Source organism: Erysipelothrix sp. strain 2 (EsS2-7-Brazil) (genome assembly GCF_016617655.1).
GTDB lineage: Bacteria > Bacillota_I > Bacilli_A > Erysipelotrichales > Erysipelotrichaceae > Erysipelothrix > Erysipelothrix piscisicarius.
In genome coordinates this window covers 1-19,693 of sequence record NZ_SCFT01000013.1, presented here as the reverse complement: position 1 = coordinate 19,693, position 19,693 = coordinate 1, and the positions used below count along the sequence as shown (strand labels likewise).

Genomic DNA, 19,693 nt, shown 5'->3' with positions numbered 1-19,693 from the left:
ATTTGTTGACTGAAAAGACCGCTTGTGTTAATGTTTATCTAACATAACATTAGATGAAGATATAACTAAGTGCAGGAGGATGGTTTATGATCAAGAAATTAAAACGCGCATGGCGCGAAAGCAATCGTTTCAATCGATATGTGGTACTCCTTTGTAGTTTCGTATTAATTGGTGCCATGGAATTAATGGCATCGCAATATTTTGGAGCACTAACCCAATCGATATTACTGCGTGATTTTACCCAAACTCAAACCAGTTTAATAGGGTTTGGTTGTCTTACCCTCCTTGCGGTATTGATGACCTATCAGACCCAAAAATATCAAACTCAAGTGATTGAAACAATGCGCAGTCAATTTAAAACAAAAACAGTTGATTGCATTTTGGAAAGTGATTATCGTGTCAGTTCACAACTGGAACAAGGTGATCTCATTGGACGGCTTGAAAATGATGTTTCCAGTATTGTTTCCGCAACAAATTTAAGTGTCACCTTATCCAAAGCGGTTGTCCTTTTAATAATCTTATCCTTTGGGATTCTTCATATTGATGTGCGTTTATTAATCTTGTATTTTATTCCCCTTCCATTGGCTTTTATCATTCAACGTTATGCTTCACAAAAATCCAGTGATTTCATCCTTCCATGGAAAACGGCTATGGGTAAAACCAATGCCCTAACGCAAGATGTGATGAATAACCGAACGACCATAAGAACCTTTGGTTTGTATGATACGGTTGCTTCATGGGTCGAAAAAGCACTGGTGGATTCACGGGATAAGGGAATCTACGGAATCCGTTCCCTCTACTTACTGCAATTTCCATTTTCAGTCTTTGCCATGCTTCCCAATTTCCTCATTGGTATTGGTGGAACCTATCTTATCGCACACGGTGAGCTAGAATTGGGTCAACTTGTCAGTGCCTTTCTTTTAGTTCAACTGATTTCAAATGAATTTAATGTTATTGCGAATATGGTTCAAAACATTCCGCAATTATTGGTTTCAACCGAACGAATTTATCCAATTTGGGATGCTGCGAAAGAAACATTCGGGAATGCGGTGGGATCAGAGGATAGCGATCCTGTTATTGCTTTTAAAGATGTATTTTTTGGATATCCAAATACGGATACTCTCGTATTAAAGGGCTTCAATCTTGAGATTTATGATCAGGAACACGTTGGTGTTGTGGGAACCAGTGGTTCAGGGAAATCAACGCTGATGAAGCTCCTGTTAGGACTGTATACGCCTCAAGCCGGGGCGGTTTATTATAAAGGGATTTCGATTCAAGATTGGGATAAACAAGCCTTACGCAATGACTTGGCGGTTGTATTTCAAAATAGTGAATTGATGAATCAAAGCATTCGTCAAAATCTTCAGTATGGCAATCAGATGGTATCGGATAAGCAACTTCATGAGGTGCTGGATCACGTTCATCTCTCAGACTTTGTGGATCAAAACGGCTTGGACTTTATCGTTGGCGAAAAGGGAAACCGTTTGTCCGGGGGACAACGTCAACGCTTGTCGATTGCACGAGCACTGCTTAAAGAGAGTGATGTCTTGTTGTTTGATGAAGCAACTTCAGCTTTAGATGTGGAAACAGAACAGCTCATCCAGCATGTTATGGATACGACAGAACGTACGCAACTGATTATTGCGCATCGTCTTGCAACCTTACGCAATTGTGATCGCATTATTGTGATGGATCAAGGGGCGGTTGTTGCGAGTGGAACGCATCAAGAACTAATAGATCAAGATGGGATCTATGCAAGTTTAATCGCAATTCAAAATGGAGGTGATCATCATGACAAACGTATTTAAAACCATGCGACGAATATCCAAAATTGGTTCGTGGGCTTTTGTTGGCGCAATTCTAGGCGGTTGTGTTGCCAGTCTCGCAAATTTTGGTCTTAACTTTACGTTTGGAAAGATGACGCAGATTTCCATCGAACAAGCTACAGCTGGAACTTTTGATTTACAAATCCTCCTCACAATAACCGGTCTATTCCTCCTTATGTTTCCACTTCTTGTAATGGGACAAACGGGAAATCTCATGGGGGGATTAAACGCAGAGAAACGTCTCAAAGAACACATGATTCATCATATCTTACGTCAAAAAGAAGCAACAATTCGTGCTTCACATACCGGAGATATGATGACCTTATTAACCAGTGATGCGGATGTCATTAATAATTATTATTTCCAAGGATTCAATTACATGTTTATTCATCCTACTGTGGGTGGTCTTGCAGCTTTAATCACAACATTTTTTGTGGATGTACGATTTGGGATAATTGCGGTTGTGTTGGGAATTGTGAGTGTATGGGTGGCAACACGGTACGCAGACGCAATTCAAACTGATTACGTATCAGCACGAAACTTTCAAAACAAAGCAACCAATCACGTATCCGATATTATCGCAAATGAAACGATGGTGCGTTTGTATAATGCACAGAATACGGTGGTGGATGATTATCGTGATTTAAATCAAGCGCATGCAAAGGCCCTCATAAATGCGGAAGTTAAAAAGCATCGAGTAACTATGTGGAATGATGGATTTGGGGCTTTGGGTAAAATATTGTTTGTAGGAATTGGCTTTTACTTAGCACGGACCACTGATTTTGAATTTGCGAAGGTAATGTTGTTGTTACCATTACAGGCATCTATTGGATATATGTTTGGAAACTTTGGTGTTGCTTGGAACTATATTTTGGAAGTTCAAACATCTGCGGATCGCATCTTAACGATGTTGGACATGGAATGTGAAGAGGGTCGTATTGATAGACCAGACCTAAGTCTTGGGAAGCGTCATGATTTAATTACCTTTGATCAGGTTCAATTTGGATATCAACCAGATTATACCATTTTAAAGTCTGTTGATTTTACGATCAGTCCACAATCTAAGGTGGCGTTTGTCGGAGAATCGGGAAGTGGGAAGTCAACCATTTTTCAATTACTTCTTGGCTTTTATAAACCCGATCAGGGGCGGATTTTGTTGGATGGAAAGGATGTGCAAGATTATTCGCTGCAAAGTGTCCGAAATCAAATTTGTTATGTCCAACAAGAATCCCCCTTGTTCAACACCACCATCCGAGAAAACATTCGTCTAGGCAGTAAAGGCATTGTCAGTGATGCGATGATTGAGGCAGCCGCACACAAAGCCGCAATCCATGATTTTATTGTATCGCTTCCCCAAGGGTATGATACACATGTGGGCGAACAAGGTGGAATGCTTTCAGGGGGACAACGTCAACGCGTCGCGATTGCACGAGCACTAATAAGTGAAGCACCCATTCTCATTATGGATGAACCAACATCCGCATTGGACAGTGAGTCAGAGCAACTGATTCAAAAAGCCATCGCAAACATCCAAAACGAAAAAACAATTCTTATTGCGGCACATCGATTGAGCACCATTCGAGATGCTGATAAAATTATTGTATTAAATCAGGGTGTGATTGTGGAAATGGGAACCCATGATTCACTGTTAACAGAGCACGGTGTCTATGAACGCTTTGTGCAGTCCCAACATATTTAAAGGAGTTTACAATGAAATTTGAGAAAAAACTAAATTATGAATTCGAAGCTTATGTAATGTTTCGACGTTTTTTGACCCAAGAGGCCCCTTATGCAGAGGATGCTCATGCGATTCATGATCGCATTGATTCAATTTATAAAGGGTGTGAAGCATCGATGCTTCAAGTTCAAAAAGATTACCCCCATGCAACTGAAATTCTTGAATTACTTGGCAATGAAAAAGCCCAACTGTACTATATTCCCTTTAAATGTTTTCTTGAAATCCAAACACGTAATCAAAACGAGATTAAGGCTTTATTGGTTGAAACCATTGAAGATATTTTAAAAGCATTTTTTAGTGAAGGATCCACGCGTCATGAAGGGATTTTCCAGGTAATCAATCATGCATCGTTAAGTTATTCTGAAAAGTGGGCATTGGTAAGTATGGTCGAGTCCGTTGATGTGCTGTATCACGAGTTTAAAGGTATTGTGACAGACCTTTCAAAACCGCTGAAACAAATGTTATCGGTGTTTGATCAAGAAATTGAGGTCTTAAACCAAGAGTGGACCGCGCGTCTTGAGTCAAATACTTATATTGAATATCTTCGTGATACGTTTGGAATTGTTTGGGATGATCATGAGGGGATTATTTATCCAAGTGTGATGGCTAATAATTCATTTGTGGATGTAACGTATTTGGGAATTACGATGACAGAAGCATTTTTAAATCGAAATCAACTCAGCGATAAAAATGCATGTAAGATGATGAAAAGTATGGGTGATCCAAGTAAATTTGCGATTTTAAAAGCCTTGAATCATGGACAAAAATACGGAAAGGAACTCGCGACCCTGCTTGATTTAACACCCGCAACCATTTCCTATCACATCCAAGAATTATTAAATGATGGGCTGATTCAATGTGAACCCAGCAGCAATAAACGGGTTTATTATAATATTGCGAAAGACAGGGTTCGAGAATTGTTGGTGTTTGTGGAACACGAATTGGAACTTTAAACAAAAACACACTCTTAGAGTGTGTTTTTTTAAGGTAATAGAGTTTTTAATGATTCAATCATGGATAAAACTGCGGTTGTTCCCCCTTCGGTTAGGTACCAAACTTCAGGATCCACATAGATGATATGGCCGTTTTGGTAAGCACGCGTTGCTTTCACAAAGGCATTGTCCATCAAGACTTCCGCATTTCCTTCACCACCGGTTACCCGGGAGCGATCCATTACAAGGATAAAGTCAGGGCTAAGGTCTTGGATTTGTTCGAAGGAGAGGGTAGAACCATGGGTTGATACATCAAATTGTTTGGATACGGGCGTAAATCCGAAATCACGGTACACATGATCATAGCGGCTTTCAGGTCCGAAGGCTTTAATCTCATTACCATTGGCCATTAAGAAAAGTAAGGTGCCCGTTTGTTTTTGTGCTTCATTCTTGAATGCATCTACCTGACTTTCTAAATCAGTCATCAAGCCTTCAAGATCACGTCCTGGGTAGAGCTGATGAAGTATCTCAGTATTTGCCTTCATCGATGCGATTAAGCCATCGGGATGGCTGTCTCTTCCCATATAGATGGTAGGGGCAATTTTTGAGAGGGCTTCGTAATGTTTTGCGCTGCGACCGGATATAATAATCAGATCTGGTTGGGCTTCGCTCATGCGTTCATAATTGGGCTCAAAAAGGGTGCCAATATCGGTGAGGTTTGAATCCAACTTCGACTTCAGTGTTGTCGTTAAGGAGGCAGTAGGGACCCCGGAAATTGGTAAATCATAGGATTCCATCATATCAATGATTCCCATATCAAAGACAAATACGTTCTGTGGGTTTTCGTTAACCTCGGTTGTTCCTAATTTATGTGTAATGGAAAGGGGGGTATCTTTTGTTTTTTGAGGTGTACATCCCGTCACGAAGATGAGGGCAAAGCACACGATTAATGTTTTAAAGTTCATAGTTCCTCGTTTCTACACAACATTGTTTGATTGTGTTATGGGTGAAAATTGTAAAGTCTAAATCATAAAGCTGTTTTAGGATGGGTTGTGTTAGCGTCGAATCGACGGCGCCATGCGCAATGCATTCCCCATCTTTTAAACAAACAACCGCATCACAATACCGATATACCATATTTACATCGTGCATAATCATGACGATGGTTTTATTGCGATGGGTTACGAAATGGTTCATGCATTGCATGAATTCATGGGCATGTTTTAAGTCCAAATTATTTAACGGTTCATCCAAAAGAATTACTTCGGTATCTTGAGCTAAGACCATCGCGATATAGACACGCTGAAGTTGTCCTCCGGAAAGGGTTTGGATGGATTGGTCTTTAAAATCCCAGCATTCCATGTCTTGAAGGCATGTCCTCACAATTTGATGATCTTCCTCCGTTAGTTGACGTGGATTATGGGGGTAACGACCGTAGGATACAAGATCGTAGACACTTAAATTCAAGTTATGGTGATTGCGTTGTTTTAAAATCGAAACGTGTTTCGCAAAATCAATAGCTTTGAAGGTTTGGATATCGTTGTCGTGAAGATATGTTTTCCCTGATGAGGGATGGGATAATCGTCCAATCAGATTGAGTAAGGTTGATTTGCCCGATCCATTTTCGCCAAGAATGGCGGTCATAGTACCTTTTTGAATTGTGATTGCACAGTTCTCTAAGGCATCAAGGCTCCCATAGGTTTTAGTAAGACTTTCTGTTTTAATCATGTTTACGCTCCTTAATCATAAAAATAATCAGTGCCAATGAGCCAATCAAATTAATAAAAACGGTGATGGTTCCGGTGAAATTAAAAAGACGTTCAAAGATAAGTTGGGAACCGAGAAGCAGTATAAAGGCTAGAAGCGTTCCGGTGATGATAATCGGTTTTGTTCTAGCATTTGGACACAGTTCTTGGGCTAAATTGCTGGTCAGTAGACCAAGAAACGTTAGTGGTCCGACAAGACTTGTGACAAGGGAACTTGCGAGAATGACAAGAAATAAGACTTCCTTGTGGACCAAAGGGACATCCACACCTAAACTTTGTGCAGTATCATCCCCAAGGACTAAAACATCAAACTGGTGGCGTTTGTGGTTGTATATGCCGATGATGAGAAGCGTAAGCAACACGGAAATTCTTAAAAATTGTGGTTGGATGGCATTAAAGGATACAAAGTTTTGACTTTGAAGGATACTGAATTCCAGCGGATCCATCATCATTTGTAGGGTTGTGGAGAGTGCACCCATTAAGGTTGAAAAGACTGTCCCAATTAGAAGCATCAAATAGATGTCATTTCCACATCGATTTAAGATTTTTGGGTAGATCATGAGGCCGATGATTGACATGGTGAATAAGGCGATTAGTGGATTGAGCATCGGATTGTTTAGAATCATAAGACACCCGATTTGAATCAAAAGGTACAGGCGTTCAAAGCCCAATAAAGCCGGAGAGACAATGCGGTTATGGGTTAGCCTTTGAAATAACGTTGTGCTCAGATTAACTAAATACGAAGTGATGCATAGGGTGAGGATTTGAACGCATCGTCGCTGAAAGATATACGCGCTGTTTAAGGCACTCCCCAAATAATAAACAGCACAGATAAAGGCAATCCATCCTAAGATTTTTTTATAATTCATGGCGAATCATTCCTAGAAATCCCAAAGACCCAACAATTCCCAAAATAAATCCTACGGGAAGCTCGTAGGGGAAGATTACGATGCGTGCAATAAGATCACATCCTAAGACCAGGCATGACCCATAAAGCCCACACAGTAAAAATGAGTTGGATGATCCATAACGCATGGCAATCATATTGGGGACAATCAAGCCTATAAAAGGCAGTGTTCCCACCGTCACCACGACCGAAGCGGTAAGCAGTGATACGAGCACCAAAGCAAGGTTCATTACGGACTTAGGTTTTAAGCCAAGATTCCGCGCAAAATCATCGCCAAGGGATAGAATATCGAATGTACGGGCGGCAAATAATGCACACAATAACAGCGGAACGGCCGTAAAAAGCAACTCATAACGCCCTACAATCATTTGAGTAAACGATCCCGTCATCATCCCTCCTAAAGCTTGCATTAAATCAAACTTAAGGGCTAAAAAGGTGGTCATCGATTCAATCATGGTTCCGACCATAATCCCGAGAAGTGGAATAAAGACTACATTTTTTAAGGGAATTAGACGTAAGAGCCTCAAAAAAAGGGCGGTACCTAAAATCGCAAAGCCATAGGCAAGCAAAGTCTTATGCAGTAATGATGCCCCTGGAAAGACAATCAACGCGATGAGAATTCCCATCCGGGCTGCATCCATCGTTACAGCGGTTGAGGGAGATACAAATCGGTTACGCGTCACCTTTTGCATAATCATTCCCGAAATGGCTAACGAACTACCGGTAAGAATAATCGCACAAAGACGGGGAAGACGGCTTGTAAGCAGAATCGACCACGCATCACCACTCCCTGTAATCAAGGCGTTAAAAGACAATGGCAAGACGCCTACAAATAATGATCCAAAACTTAAAACAAACAAGATCATAACAGCCCATGTGGTGTGTCGATCTTTAAGCGTAAAACGAACAAACATATTCTTGATTCCTTTCTGTTACTGCCCTTTTAGTGTATGGAAGTGCTTAATAACACACAAGCAAAACATTAATTAAGTTTGGCTCTTTTTTCACAAATTCTCGATATTTAGCGCTTGTTCTGATTTAAAATGACGTTTTTCAGGTCTAATTGATATTGGTTTTCGTTATCTTGTGAAAAACTACGCTTCATCTACAAAAATCACGGTGATTGGGATTCTAAAATGAACGTTTTGTGAAGTGCGTTCATTTTATGACAGAAATTGAATTTTTAAGAACATGAAAACAGTCTTTACGTGCGGAAGTGATACGATGTGGTTACAAGAGGAGGAATCTTATGAAAAAAATCTATAAAAGTTTACTCGTGTTAATGCTTACATTCACAACACTTGTAATCACAAATAGACCAACAACGATTGATGCCTTAGGGAGTTTCCAAAAGGCCGTGATTTCAGGTGTTGAGTCGCAGTCTGATTACGGTGGGGTATTGATCTATCCCAATGCGGAAAACCGTCGCATGTATCGTGAAAACTACGTTCAACTTCGAAACTTTTTAAGTTCTGATAATCATATGGTGTGGACTACAATTTCACCCGATGATGGCATACAAGACTTTGAAACAGGAAGTTTAGAATTCTATCTCAGTAATAATTATCATGATGACGATCATACCATTCAAGAAATGCATGATAATGGATTCGATTTCAAATTCTACGTTACTACAGACTACGTAAATTTTGTGGAAGCAACAGATGAACTTGATTTTAATACGGAAACCCATGCCTACTCATACGCTAAACCCCTTGTAGGGTATAAACTCAGCGTGGATAAACTAATTCCGGGTGCTGTAACGGATAAAACCGTAGCGATTGCGCTTAATCACAATATCGAACTTAATTATAATAATATGACACAAGGTCAACTTGAGGGATATGAGCCCTTGGAGAGCTGGAATGACAGCCGAAGTGCAAATCAACCCGCAACACCAAACCATCAAAACATCTATGTAATCCAACCTGAAATCAGTGGTACGATCAAGCATCAAATCATTGATGATGGGGAGACACCAGTATGGAATGATGCAAACTTAAAAGAAGGTGTATCCATTACGCTTGTCGAAAACACCCCAGCCGGGGATGTGGATGTTGCGACAACCACAACCGATGCGAATGGTAAGTTTATCTTCTCAAATACTAAAGGAGCAGCTTACTCATTTACGGACAGTCATAATACACTTACAGTTCGCATAAATCATGATGGTTATAAATTGTGGGATGTGAACGGAGCTGCCGTTACCGAAGCATCGTCCAATGAAGTCTTGATAGGACGAATCACAGATATCAGTCGCTACCAACCCGACTTTAATACCGCAATTTCAAAAACAAATTGGAAATCACCTTTTGATACGCAACAAGCCGAAGGCGAAAATGCCTTAGGTCGCGAAGCCATCTTAACGGAAAATCCAATCATTGAAGGAACGCTTAATGTTTCTTATGTGGATACTGATGGTAATACATTAGAAGCAACGAAAACAACGAAAGAACCCGTTGGGACAGCTTATGATACTGAGAAACTTTCATTCCCAGGTTACACATTTAAGGTGAATCAAGGGGATTCAATTAAAGGAAACTACATTGATGGTGTCCTTAACGTCGTATATGTTTATGAAAAAGATGTGCCCATTGTGATTCCACAAAAGGGTACCGTTAATGCCCACTATGTGGATGAAAACGGTAACATCATTGCGGATCTCGAAACCACTACGGGTGATGTCGGAACATCATATAAAACAATTCAAAAAATAGTGGATGGCTATACCTTTAAAGAAGTAAAAGGTGATAATGTGGACGGCTTGTATATTAATGGAACTTTAAATGTGACGTACATTTATTCCCCCAAAAATACGCCAACTCCTGAGAAACCAGTGCCAACCCCAACGCCAGAGACGCCAACTCCAGAAAATCCAGCACCGGAAACACCGACGTTGCCTCAAACTGGAATCCAAGCGAATGATACAGGTGCAATGATCCTAATTGCAGGAGTACTTGTATGTGTAGGATCTTTATTGAATCAAAAAAATAGAAAAGGTCAGTCCTAGACTGAATAGGGAATCAAATATGAAAAAAATTATTACTGCTGCATTGATCGTTCTTGTTTTGGTATCAGGATGTTCCAAATCAAACAAACCAAATGATGAACAAAAAGCAAAACTCAATGAAGCTTCAGATCGTTTAATGAATGCAAATGCAATTGATATGGACTTAACACTTGAGATGAAACCAGAAAAGCGTGAACAGCTTAACGATGCGGTATCCGCAAATATGGAAATCCAATATGCGAAAGCAAAATTACCGCTTGATTTTGATTTGATTTTTAAAATTAACATACCTGATGAAGACGATACATCAATGAATTTCTATAAAAAAGGTACTGATGTTTATATGGACTTTATGGAACAAAAAATGAAGATTGATCTTAAACAAATTCCACAAGTGGGTATGTTCTTAGAATTACCATTTAATGATGTGCAATCCGAACCGGCAGATATTAACTTTGAAAAAGCAACCGTTGTATCGGAAAATAATCAACTTGTTTATACCTTCGACCTAAATGACTTCTTACAGTCTGATACATTTAAAAAAGCATTGGCTGAACAAGGGCAAGATGTGGACTTAGACTTCAAGCAAGGTCAAGCAATTGTGAAGGTAGGGGACGAAATTGAGACCATCGATTTAAGCTTCATGGTAACTGAAAAAAATTCGATGGAATCCTTGGAAATGTTGATTAATATTGAAGTTGTAGGATTAAACGATTCAGTAGAAATGTCGTTCCCAAACTTTGATACATTCATCGACATGACTCAGTTATACCAGTAAACATTAGTAAAATTTACGCAATAAAAAAAGCAAGAAAATAACATTTCTTGTTTTTTTATTACATTGCATTAATCTTGTAAACTGATAAAATAAACATAGAAGAAGCCAAGAATTGGCCTTGGGAGGTAGTATGAAAGTTTTAGTTACAGGTGGTGCTGGTTATATCGGGAGTCATACATGTGTTGAATTATTAAACCAAGGATTTGAAGTTGTTGTGGTTGATAATTTAAGTAACTCAAGTGTCGAAGCACTCAAACGTGTTGAAGCAATTACTGGAAAAACCGTTACGTTTTATGAAACCAATGTTTTGGATAAACCAAGCTTAAATGCAATCTTTGAAAAGGAATCCGTGGATGCCGTCATTCATTTCGCCGCCCTAAAAGCAGTTGGTGAAAGTGTATCCAAACCTTTAGAATATTATCAAAATAATATTACAGGAACACTTACACTTTGTGAGGTAATGCGTGATAATAATGTAAAGAATATTATCTTTAGTTCATCCGCAACGGTTTATGGAGCACCTAAAACGGTTCCAATTAATGAATCATTCCCACTTTCCACGACGAGTCCATATGGAAGTACAAAACTCATGGCAGAAGATATGTTGCGCGATTTAAATATTGCAGATCCTTCATGGAATGTTGTGATTTTACGTTACTTTAATCCAATTGGTGCCCATGAATCGGGAACGATTGGCGAAGATCCAAAAGGTATTCCAAATAACCTTGTACCTTACATTACTCAAGTAGCAGTTGGAAAATTAGATCATCTATCTGTATTTGGTGATGACTATGACACAGTTGATGGTAGTGGTGTTCGCGATTACATTCATGTGGTTGATATTGCTTTAGGCCATGTGGCAGCCCTTAAGAAAATGACCGAAACACCGGAATACCGCGTTTATAATCTTGGTACAGGTCAAGGATATTCGGTTCTTGAGATGGTTAAAGCATTTAGTGATGTTGTGGGACATGAAATTCCTTATGAAATTAAAGAACGTCGTCCGGGTGACATTGCGGAATGTTATGCTGATCCACAAAAGGCTCGTGAAGAGTTAGGTTGGGAAGCAAAACGTGATCTTCATAAAATGTGTGAAGATTCATGGAACTGGCAAAAATCAAATCCAAACGGATACGAACAATAATCTTAAAAAAAAGAGATCGCATGCGATCTCTTTTTTAACGTGCTGATTCAAGTTGAATGCGGGAGGTAATAATTTGTGGATAAATTTCATTCCCATCAACCATAAACTTAAATTGCTCCACTTGTTCATTCACATTCACAGCCATAAATCCATCAAGCTTTGGCTCATCATAATGATCGACAAGATTTTTGGTTGTGGCAGTAAAGATGACATGAGGTACTCTATCAATTACTTTATTGGAAACACTCATCTGTTCAAAGTTGCGTGCTTTCGAATAAATATAAAAATAAGCATTGTCCTGGGTGTCGCGTATGAAGTAAAACCCTTCGTTGACGGTAGTCAGTTCATTTTGAATGGTGGATAAACAAAGATCTGTATGACTTACCGTTCGGATTCCATCATGCATCGACTCAGCACTGTTTTTCGCATTACATCCAGTAAGTGCAGTAATTAAGATTAGAAAAACCATGAAACGCTTCATAAACACGCCCCCCTTTACAGTCATTGTATCACTAAGATATAACAGTTGCTTTAAGGATATTGCTATCCTTGTGTAATTACGGTGAGATTTATAATTTGTAGGTACTACCTTGTTGGCGTGCACCCAAAAAATAAAACGGACAATGTATAATGAAAAGTGTATAAGGAGGGCTTTTCGATATGCAATATGTTTACATGTTTTCTGAAGGAAGTGCAGCGATGCGTCCAACTCTCGGTGGTAAGGGCGCAAACCTCTGTGAAATGACGAATTTGGGGTTACCGGTACCCCAAGGATTTGTAATCAGTACGGATGCGTGTCTTCATTATTATGAAAAAGACCATGCAATCGCACAAAATATACTGGATGAAATTTTCGCAAACCTCAGTCAATTGGAAGCGTTGACGGGGAAAACGTTTGGGGGAACAGAGAAACCATTGCTTGTTTCCGTTCGAAGTGGTGCCCGTGTTTCCATGCCAGGGATGATGGATACCGTCTTAAACCTTGGTTTAAATGATGAAGTGGTTGAAGCATTGGCGAAAGATAATGAAAAGATGGCTTATGACTCGTATCGACGTCTGATTCAGATGTATGCGGATGTGGTTATGGGGATTGAGAAAGTGAAGATGGACCGAGAAGTCGCATTGGTGGTCCATAAATATGGTGTAGACAGTGATCATGATTTAAGTGTTATTGCTTTGAAGGAATTGATTCAGCGTCTTAAAGAAACTTATCGAATTGAAGTGGGTGAACCCTTCCCGGATTCTCCTCAAGTTCAATTGGTTCATGCTGTAGAGGCAGTCTTTAGAAGTTGGAATAATCCAAGAGCGAAGTATTATCGCAGAATGCATGATGTTCCCGATAATTGGGGAACCGCTGTAAACATTCAAGAAATGGTTTTTGGAAATCGTGGTGACGGGTGCGCTACAGGGGTAGCCTTTTCACGAAATCCTGCAACGGGAGAACATGAGCTTTATGGAGAGTTTTTATACAATGCTCAAGGTGAAGATGTTGTTGCGGGAACGCATACACCCTTACCCATTTCAACTTTAAAAGAAACAATGCCCGAGGCATATCATGAATTTGAACGCCTTGCAGAGAAACTTGAGAAACGTTATCATGATATGCAAGATATGGAGTTTACGATTGAGAAAGGAAAACTCTATATGTTGCAGACACGAAGTGGAAAGCGAACGGCTCAAGCAGCTGTGAAAATTGCTTATGATATGGTTCATGAAGGAACGATTACCAAACAAGAAGCCATCAACAATCTCGATGTATCCATTTTGGATGGATTACTCCATCCTCAATTTGATACCGAAAATCTTAAAACAATTGAACCGATTGCGAAAGGATTACCGGCTTCACCTGGAGCCTCAAGCGGGTTGATTGTCTTTGATACTCTTACGGCAGTCAAATACACTCAAAAAGGAAAACCTGTAATATTAGTTCGTTTAGAGACGTCTCCTGAGGATATTGAAGGGATGCATCTTGCTGAGGGTATCTTAACTAGTCGTGGTGGGATGACTTCACATGCCGCTGTGGTAGCGCGTGGTATGGGGAAATCCTGTATTGTAGGATGCAGTGATGTGATTGTGCATGATGATAATACGTGTGAGATTGATGGCAAGGTTTATAAACTTGGTGATGAAATTTCAATTGATGGAGGAACTGGTTGTGTTTACCATGGCCGACTTAAAACACAAGAAGCAACCATGTCACAGGAATTTGAAACCCTCCTTGAATGGGCTGATGAATTGAGTCCAATAGATGTATACACCAATGCGGATACGCCAAGTGATGCGCAAACCGCAATTGAGTTTGGTGCGAAAGGAATTGGCTTAATTCGTACTGAACATATGTTCTTTGAACGCGATCGTATTCGGGCGATGCGTGAGATGATCTTAAGTCGAACGCCTAAACAACGTGAGGCTGCATTAACGAAAATCTTACCCATTCAACGAAAGGATTTCGAAGCAATCTTTACGGTCATGGAAAATCGAAGTGTTACCGTGCGATACCTTGATCCACCCCTACATGAGTTCATGCCAACCACAACACAAGAAATTGAGGAATTAGCGGCATCGATGAACATGGGTGTTGCAGAGATTAAGACGGTTATGAGATCCTTGCATGAATATAATCCTATGATGGGACATCGTGGCTGCCGTCTTGCAATCACATATCCTGAAATTGCACTCATGCAAACACAAGCATTGATTGAAGCTGCAATCAATGTCAATCAAAAAGGTTACCATGTGAATCCAGAAATCATGATTCCTCTTGTCGGAGACGTTCAGGAATTCAACTATCTTGCAAGTCGTATTCGAAACCTTGCGGACGCCTTAATTGAGAAGGCGGGTGTAGAAGTTCATTATCGGATTGGTACGATGATTGAGCTTCCGCGTGCGTGTTTACTTGCGGATAAGATTGCGGAAGAAGCGGAATTCTTCTCATTTGGAACCAATGACTTAACCCAAATGACCTATGGTTTTTCCCGTGATGATGCAGGATCTTTCTTAAAAGATTATTATGAGCAAGGCATTTATCAACAGGATCCCTTCGCGTCATTAGATCAAGAGGGTGTTGGGCAATTAATTCAACTTGCGATAGCAAAAGCACGTGGCGTAAAGCCAAACTTAAAGATTGGAATCTGTGGCGAGCATGGTGGTGATCCACGTTCGGTTAAATTTTTCCGAGATGCAGGATTTAATTATGTATCCTGTTCACCGTATCGTGTTCCAATTGCACGCATTAGTGCAGCGCAAACTGTCTAATAGAAAACACCTCGTTTACACGAGGTGTTTTTTGTATTGTTTAGGCATCGGGTGTGGCACAAGCTTTGGTACCATCACTGATGTAAATATTAATGTGGTCGGTGGTGGATACAAATTGGTTATTCTTGGAAGCACGTACGACCGTTCCTTTTTCACCACATTCCGAAACGCGTGTCACATCATAGGTGATGTGTGCGCCTTTACCACTGAATTCATAGAAATATGCCGGTAAATCGCCTTCGGTAAGACCGACAAGCCCTTTAATATAAGGCTGACCCATGGAGTAGTAAACAATCACAATCGTGTCCGGATCATCGTTTAGGATGGTTCCGGGTTCTGTGTTTTGTTCAACAAAAGCGCCATACGGGTAATTCATTGTATAAATTTGTTTTTGAATCACTTGGGCTCCCATGGAATTAATCGTGTCGAAAGTATTGAGATCAGAAGAGGAATAATCCGGGACACGTACGGCTTTCCCTTTTGAAATTACGAAGGTAAGTTCGTCATTTTTCGCAACTTTCTCTGCTGCACTCACACTTTGTGAGATCACACCGCCCGCTTCGATTTTGTCATCAAATTGTTCTTCATACGTAAAGGTACTTACAAATTCTTTTTCTTTTGCCCAAAGTTCAACATCCATCTTTGTACGATTTTTAAAGTCTGGAACGATGATGTTTTTTTCGTATTGTTCGGGGCCATTTGAAATTTTAATGAGTGCTTTGTTTTTACGTTGGAAATGATCTTTTGTGACGTTTTTATCTTTGATTTCAAACGAAATAAAATTACCCTTTGCGACATCTTTGGAGAATACATTTTCGACTTGGATGTAACGCATTTTTTGTTCTTCAATCCATGCATTGATTTCAGCTCCACTGAGTTTCTCGAAATCAGGGAGTGTCACGACTTCTTCGAGATCGGGTCCCTTGCTTATGACGACACTTACCATGCTGCCTTTTCGGATTTTAGTTTTAGGTTCAAATTCTTGTGAAATGACAACATTTTCATCGTACTCTAAACTGAATTCGTCTTTGAAGTCAACTTCTACTTTATGTTTTTTTGCCCAGATTTCGACTTCTTGACGTTGCTTGTCCGTAAAATCAGGCATGAGTGTATGTGATTGTTTATTCCATATTAAACCAATAAGCAGGAGTGATAGAACGGCAGCGATTCCGATAAGGACCGTCCTTTTTTGTTTTTTTGCTTTATAAGAAGGATCCAGCTCCGTTTCTTCTTCACGAACATAGAAACGCTCTTCATCTTGATAGGTAGTTGTGGTTTCAAGGTCATCCATTTCCATTACGTTTTTCTCTGATTTTTCAGTTCCGATATGAACTTTATGACGGTCATAAACACCGGGTTTAAATTGATCAAGAAAATTACTCATGCAAGTCACCTCTACTAATTTCTTCCAACGATCCTTTTTTTAGATATAAAATTTTATCTGCTTGCTTTGCGATTTCTTGGGAGTGCGTCACAACAATAACGCATTTTTGGTGATCATGGGCAAGGTGTTGGAAGATATTAATAATTTCGGCTTCCATTTCTTCGTCCAAGTTTCCAGTAGGCTCATCCGCTAGAATTACATCCACATTGGTTGATAAGGCACGCGCGATGGCAACCCGCTGTTGTTCTCCTCCAGAAAGCATGGTGACAAGACGATCGGCCTTACTTCGGGTAATGCCAATAAAATCAAGCAGATTGTATGCAACTTCTTTTGTCTCTTCGGGAATTTGATTGGTGGTGATGTTCATGGCTACAAGTACATTTTCAACAGCCGTTAAATGAGGAATTAGATTATAACTTTGAAAGATAATCCCAATTTGATTGCGCCGATATTCCGCAAGCCCAATCTCAGAGATGTTTTTATCTTTATAATAAACAGCACCTTCACGCGGTGTATCCAGTGCACTCAGTAGGGATAAAAAGGTCGTTTTTCCAGACCCGGATTGGCCCAAAATGGCATAAAAGGTACCGGCTTCAAAACTGGTATTCACATCGCGCAAAATGAAGCGACGTTGATCGCCATCTTGGTAAAAATAATTAATGTTTTTGGTTTCTAATAGTTTCATGATCGCGCTCCTACATTAAGATTTTCTTTGGTTTCATGCGTGTAACATAAAACATTGGAAGGATGCTTGAAGCAACCGCAACACCTGCACCCAAGAGATAGACAGACAAGACATAAGAAGGGGACAGCTCGATGCGATAATCTCCATTTACTTCAATCATATTAATTGAAGGGAGATACGAACTTTCCGTATCAATAAATACGTCATCCATATAAGAATCCGAAATAAGAACATCAGAAACCTTATTCGCAAGCATTAAACCCGTTCCAAACGACAAGGTTAAACCCATAAGTGTAATCATGAGAACTTCCAAGGTTACTTGCCCCAATACGCCCCATTGGCGATCTCCTAACGCAAGATAAATACCCATCTCATGCTTACGATCTCTTAAAAAGAGAATCACCACAAGAGATAGCACGATGGTTGTGGTAATGGCTGCACCCTTTAAGGTATAGTCTGCCATTACATTCAACATTGCCATGGGTGCTGCAATCATTTCAAACGATTGTTGGGAGGTTCGAACCATGAGGCCATCTTCCAAAAGATCTTTTGCTTGTTGTGTAAAGGCGTTTAAATCTGCTTCCGATTCCATTACAAATACGGAATCTCTATAGTTATATTTTTCTTCATTATAGATTGAGTCATTACCGAGGATATCGATCCCTTGTGTTTCCGCAATCTTCGCTTCTTCAGCGCGGAGCGTTCGTAAACGATGATTAGGAATGTAGATTCGGTTATACATCGAGGCTAGACCCCAGTTTTCATTATCAGATTTTTGACTAAACGAGACCGGTTTAAACGATCCAACCACTTTAATTTTAAAGCTTATGTTTTGCGCTGCTTCACTCTCATTAACACCATAATTAGGGAGCATCGTTTTAAGTTCGATGACTTCATCAAGACGAATGTTGTTTTCAGTCATCACAATATCCGAAAGAATGACTGGATAGACATCAGACTTTAAATCATCATCGTTAAAGGTACGGCCTGACGTGAGTTCGATCCGCCCGGTTTTTGTATCAAGAAGGTCAAGATATTCGACACCCTGAAATGAGAAATAGTGAATCGGTTCTTCAGAATCGGCACGATCTCGCGCATGTGGCATTTGGTATGATTTTAGAGAACGCGATTGAATATCATGCTTTAGCGCATAATCAAAAAATGCGACCTCAGGTAGTTTTCCTAATTTTTGAATGGTTGATTCGCTAATCTTCAGCGTTTCGAAATCAATGCGATCAAACGCTTCGTAGTCAAGCGCTACGGTTGCATTATAACCAAGTTTCTCCTTAAGGTTAGTTTCAACACGGGATGTGCCTTGTTTAATGGCAAATGTTCCTGCAATTAAGTTACCGAGAATAAATACAACGGTTAAAAGAATGAAAGACTTCCCTTTGCGTCGTGAGACACTCAACCAGGCTCTTTTAAAATGATTCATGATACCTCCTACTGTACTACTTGCAATAGTACGCCTGAGATTATAATAGCGTTTACATTACCGTAAAGCAAGAAAAATATCATAAGTGGAAAAGATATTTATATTCCATAAGGGATGATACAGCAATCCGTAAGGTGGTGTATGAAATTTTCAAAAATATGGTGATTTTTAATAAAATTTCATTCCGTAAAATTAAATCTATGATATGATTTATAAGGTTAAAAGGAGAAGGAAATGAAAAAAATAATTGTCGCAGTATTATTTTCACTTGTACTTGTTGGATGTTCCGCAAATAAGAACGTTTGTACAGTAGAAGCTGATGGCATTAAACGTACACTTAAGTTGGATGTGAAAAATTCTGAAGTTGTTGGTTTAGAAGAAGAAACTGTAATCCAAATGGATAAAGCAACTCAAATGAATACCTATGATGACTTGTATAAGCAATTTGCTGAATCAAAAGTAACGGATGGTGTTACCTTTGAATATGAGAAATCCGATACCGCAATCACAGTTAAAACAACTGTTGATCTTGCAGTTGCTAAAGGGACTCAATTAGAGAAATATTTCTCATATCTAAGCAAGTCCGGTCAAAAAATTATTCTTGATCAAGAAGACTTAAGCGTTGATGCTGTTAAAGCAGCTCTTGAATCAGAAGGTTCATTCAGCTGTTCAGGAAAATAATATAAAAAGCACCCGGATTCGGGTGCTTTCCTAAATTCAAATCTCAACCGCACCACCCAAGGTGCGGTTGTTTTTGTATAATAAAAGGAGCCCACCCGACTAAAAGGAGCTCCCATATGAAGTATAAACAATTAGATAAAAAAATGAAAGAC

At 39.7% G+C, this 19,693-nt stretch carries 16 protein-coding genes; 8 read left to right on the top strand and 8 right to left on the bottom strand.

Annotated elements, in window-relative coordinates:
- The first annotated feature begins 86 nt into the window (after positions 1-86).
- The 3 genes from EPJ90_RS06685 to EPJ90_RS06675 are packed head-to-tail and all read left to right on the top strand — an operon-like array spanning position 87 to position 4,517.
- The gene (locus tag EPJ90_RS06685; RefSeq protein WP_200542838.1) at positions 87-1,808 is read left to right on the top strand and encodes an ABC transporter ATP-binding protein; all 1,722 of its coding nucleotides are present in this window, start codon (positions 87-89) and stop codon (positions 1,806-1,808) included.
- Positions 1,792-3,525, top strand: a complete 1,734-nt coding sequence (locus EPJ90_RS06680; protein ID WP_200542837.1) for an ABC transporter ATP-binding protein — start codon at positions 1,792-1,794, stop codon at positions 3,523-3,525. Before EPJ90_RS06685 ends, EPJ90_RS06680 begins: the two co-directional genes overlap by 17 nt.
- Positions 3,526-3,536: 11 nt before the next feature.
- Positions 3,537-4,517, top strand: a complete 981-nt coding sequence (locus EPJ90_RS06675; protein WP_200542836.1) for an ArsR/SmtB family transcription factor — start codon at positions 3,537-3,539, stop codon at positions 4,515-4,517.
- Positions 4,518-4,546: 29 nt separating this feature from the next.
- Here EPJ90_RS06675 and EPJ90_RS06670 read toward each other — a convergent pair whose 3' ends face one another.
- The 4 genes from EPJ90_RS06670 to EPJ90_RS06655 are packed head-to-tail and all read right to left on the bottom strand — an operon-like array spanning position 4,547 to position 8,083.
- Complete coding sequence (locus tag EPJ90_RS06670; RefSeq protein ID WP_161637432.1) at positions 4,547-5,461, bottom strand: siderophore ABC transporter substrate-binding protein; 915 nt, start codon at positions 5,459-5,461, stop codon at positions 4,547-4,549.
- A complete protein-coding gene (locus EPJ90_RS06665; RefSeq protein WP_161637431.1) occupies positions 5,451-6,224 on the bottom strand; it encodes an ATP-binding cassette domain-containing protein in 774 nt (257 codons plus the stop codon). The genes EPJ90_RS06670 and EPJ90_RS06665 overlap by 11 nt, the downstream gene beginning before the upstream one ends.
- On the bottom strand, positions 6,217-7,131 hold the full coding sequence (locus tag EPJ90_RS06660) for an iron chelate uptake ABC transporter family permease subunit (RefSeq protein WP_161637430.1): 915 nt from the start codon (positions 7,129-7,131) through the stop codon (positions 6,217-6,219). Before EPJ90_RS06660 ends, EPJ90_RS06665 begins: the two co-directional genes overlap by 8 nt.
- Positions 7,121-8,083, bottom strand: a complete 963-nt coding sequence (locus EPJ90_RS06655) for an ABC transporter permease (protein ID WP_200542835.1) — start codon at positions 8,081-8,083, stop codon at positions 7,121-7,123. The genes EPJ90_RS06660 and EPJ90_RS06655 overlap by 11 nt, the downstream gene beginning before the upstream one ends.
- A 335-nt stretch (positions 8,084-8,418) precedes the next feature.
- On the opposite strand from EPJ90_RS06655, the gene EPJ90_RS06650 reads away from it, so the two are divergent.
- The 3 genes from EPJ90_RS06650 (at position 8,419) to galE (ending at position 12,101) form a co-directional block, all read left to right on the top strand.
- The gene (locus EPJ90_RS06650; RefSeq protein ID WP_200542834.1) at positions 8,419-10,179 is read left to right on the top strand and encodes a MucBP domain-containing protein; all 1,761 of its coding nucleotides are present in this window, start codon (positions 8,419-8,421) and stop codon (positions 10,177-10,179) included.
- Between the two features lie 19 nt (positions 10,180-10,198).
- A complete protein-coding gene (locus EPJ90_RS06645) occupies positions 10,199-10,957 on the top strand; it encodes a hypothetical protein (protein WP_200542833.1) in 759 nt (252 codons plus the stop codon).
- Positions 10,958-11,087: 130 nt separating this feature from the next.
- Positions 11,088-12,101 (top strand): UDP-glucose 4-epimerase GalE, encoded by a 1,014-nt coding sequence (gene galE, locus EPJ90_RS06640; protein ID WP_161637426.1) that lies wholly within the window; start codon positions 11,088-11,090, stop codon positions 12,099-12,101.
- A 34-nt stretch (positions 12,102-12,135) separates the two neighbouring features.
- Here galE and EPJ90_RS06635 read toward each other — a convergent pair whose 3' ends face one another.
- Positions 12,136-12,582: a hypothetical protein gene (locus EPJ90_RS06635; protein WP_125163667.1), complete on the bottom strand. Its 447-nt coding sequence runs from the start codon at positions 12,580-12,582 to the stop codon at positions 12,136-12,138.
- Positions 12,583-12,761: 179 nt separating this feature from the next.
- Between EPJ90_RS06635 and ppdK the strand changes: the two genes are divergently transcribed.
- Entirely contained in the window at positions 12,762-15,356 is a 2,595-nt protein-coding gene (ppdK, locus tag EPJ90_RS06630) for a pyruvate, phosphate dikinase (protein WP_200542832.1), read from the top strand.
- Positions 15,357-15,396: 40 nt separating this feature from the next.
- Here ppdK and EPJ90_RS06625 read toward each other — a convergent pair whose 3' ends face one another.
- From EPJ90_RS06625 to EPJ90_RS06615, 3 genes are read right to left on the bottom strand one after another with little or no spacing between them, the layout of a single operon-like run.
- Positions 15,397-16,740, bottom strand: a complete 1,344-nt coding sequence (locus tag EPJ90_RS06625; protein WP_200542831.1) for a PASTA domain-containing protein — start codon at positions 16,738-16,740, stop codon at positions 15,397-15,399.
- A complete protein-coding gene (locus tag EPJ90_RS06620; RefSeq protein WP_161637423.1) occupies positions 16,733-17,425 on the bottom strand; it encodes an ABC transporter ATP-binding protein in 693 nt (230 codons plus the stop codon). Before EPJ90_RS06620 ends, EPJ90_RS06625 begins: the two co-directional genes overlap by 8 nt.
- A gap of 10 nt (positions 17,426-17,435) precedes the next feature.
- Entirely contained in the window at positions 17,436-18,860 is a 1,425-nt protein-coding gene (locus tag EPJ90_RS06615; RefSeq protein WP_200542830.1) for an ABC transporter permease, read from the bottom strand.
- A 234-nt stretch (positions 18,861-19,094) separates the two neighbouring features.
- On the opposite strand from EPJ90_RS06615, the gene EPJ90_RS06610 reads away from it, so the two are divergent.
- A complete protein-coding gene (locus EPJ90_RS06610; RefSeq protein ID WP_125163671.1) occupies positions 19,095-19,541 on the top strand; it encodes a hemolytic protein in 447 nt (148 codons plus the stop codon).
- The last annotated feature ends 152 nt before the right edge of the window (positions 19,542-19,693 follow it).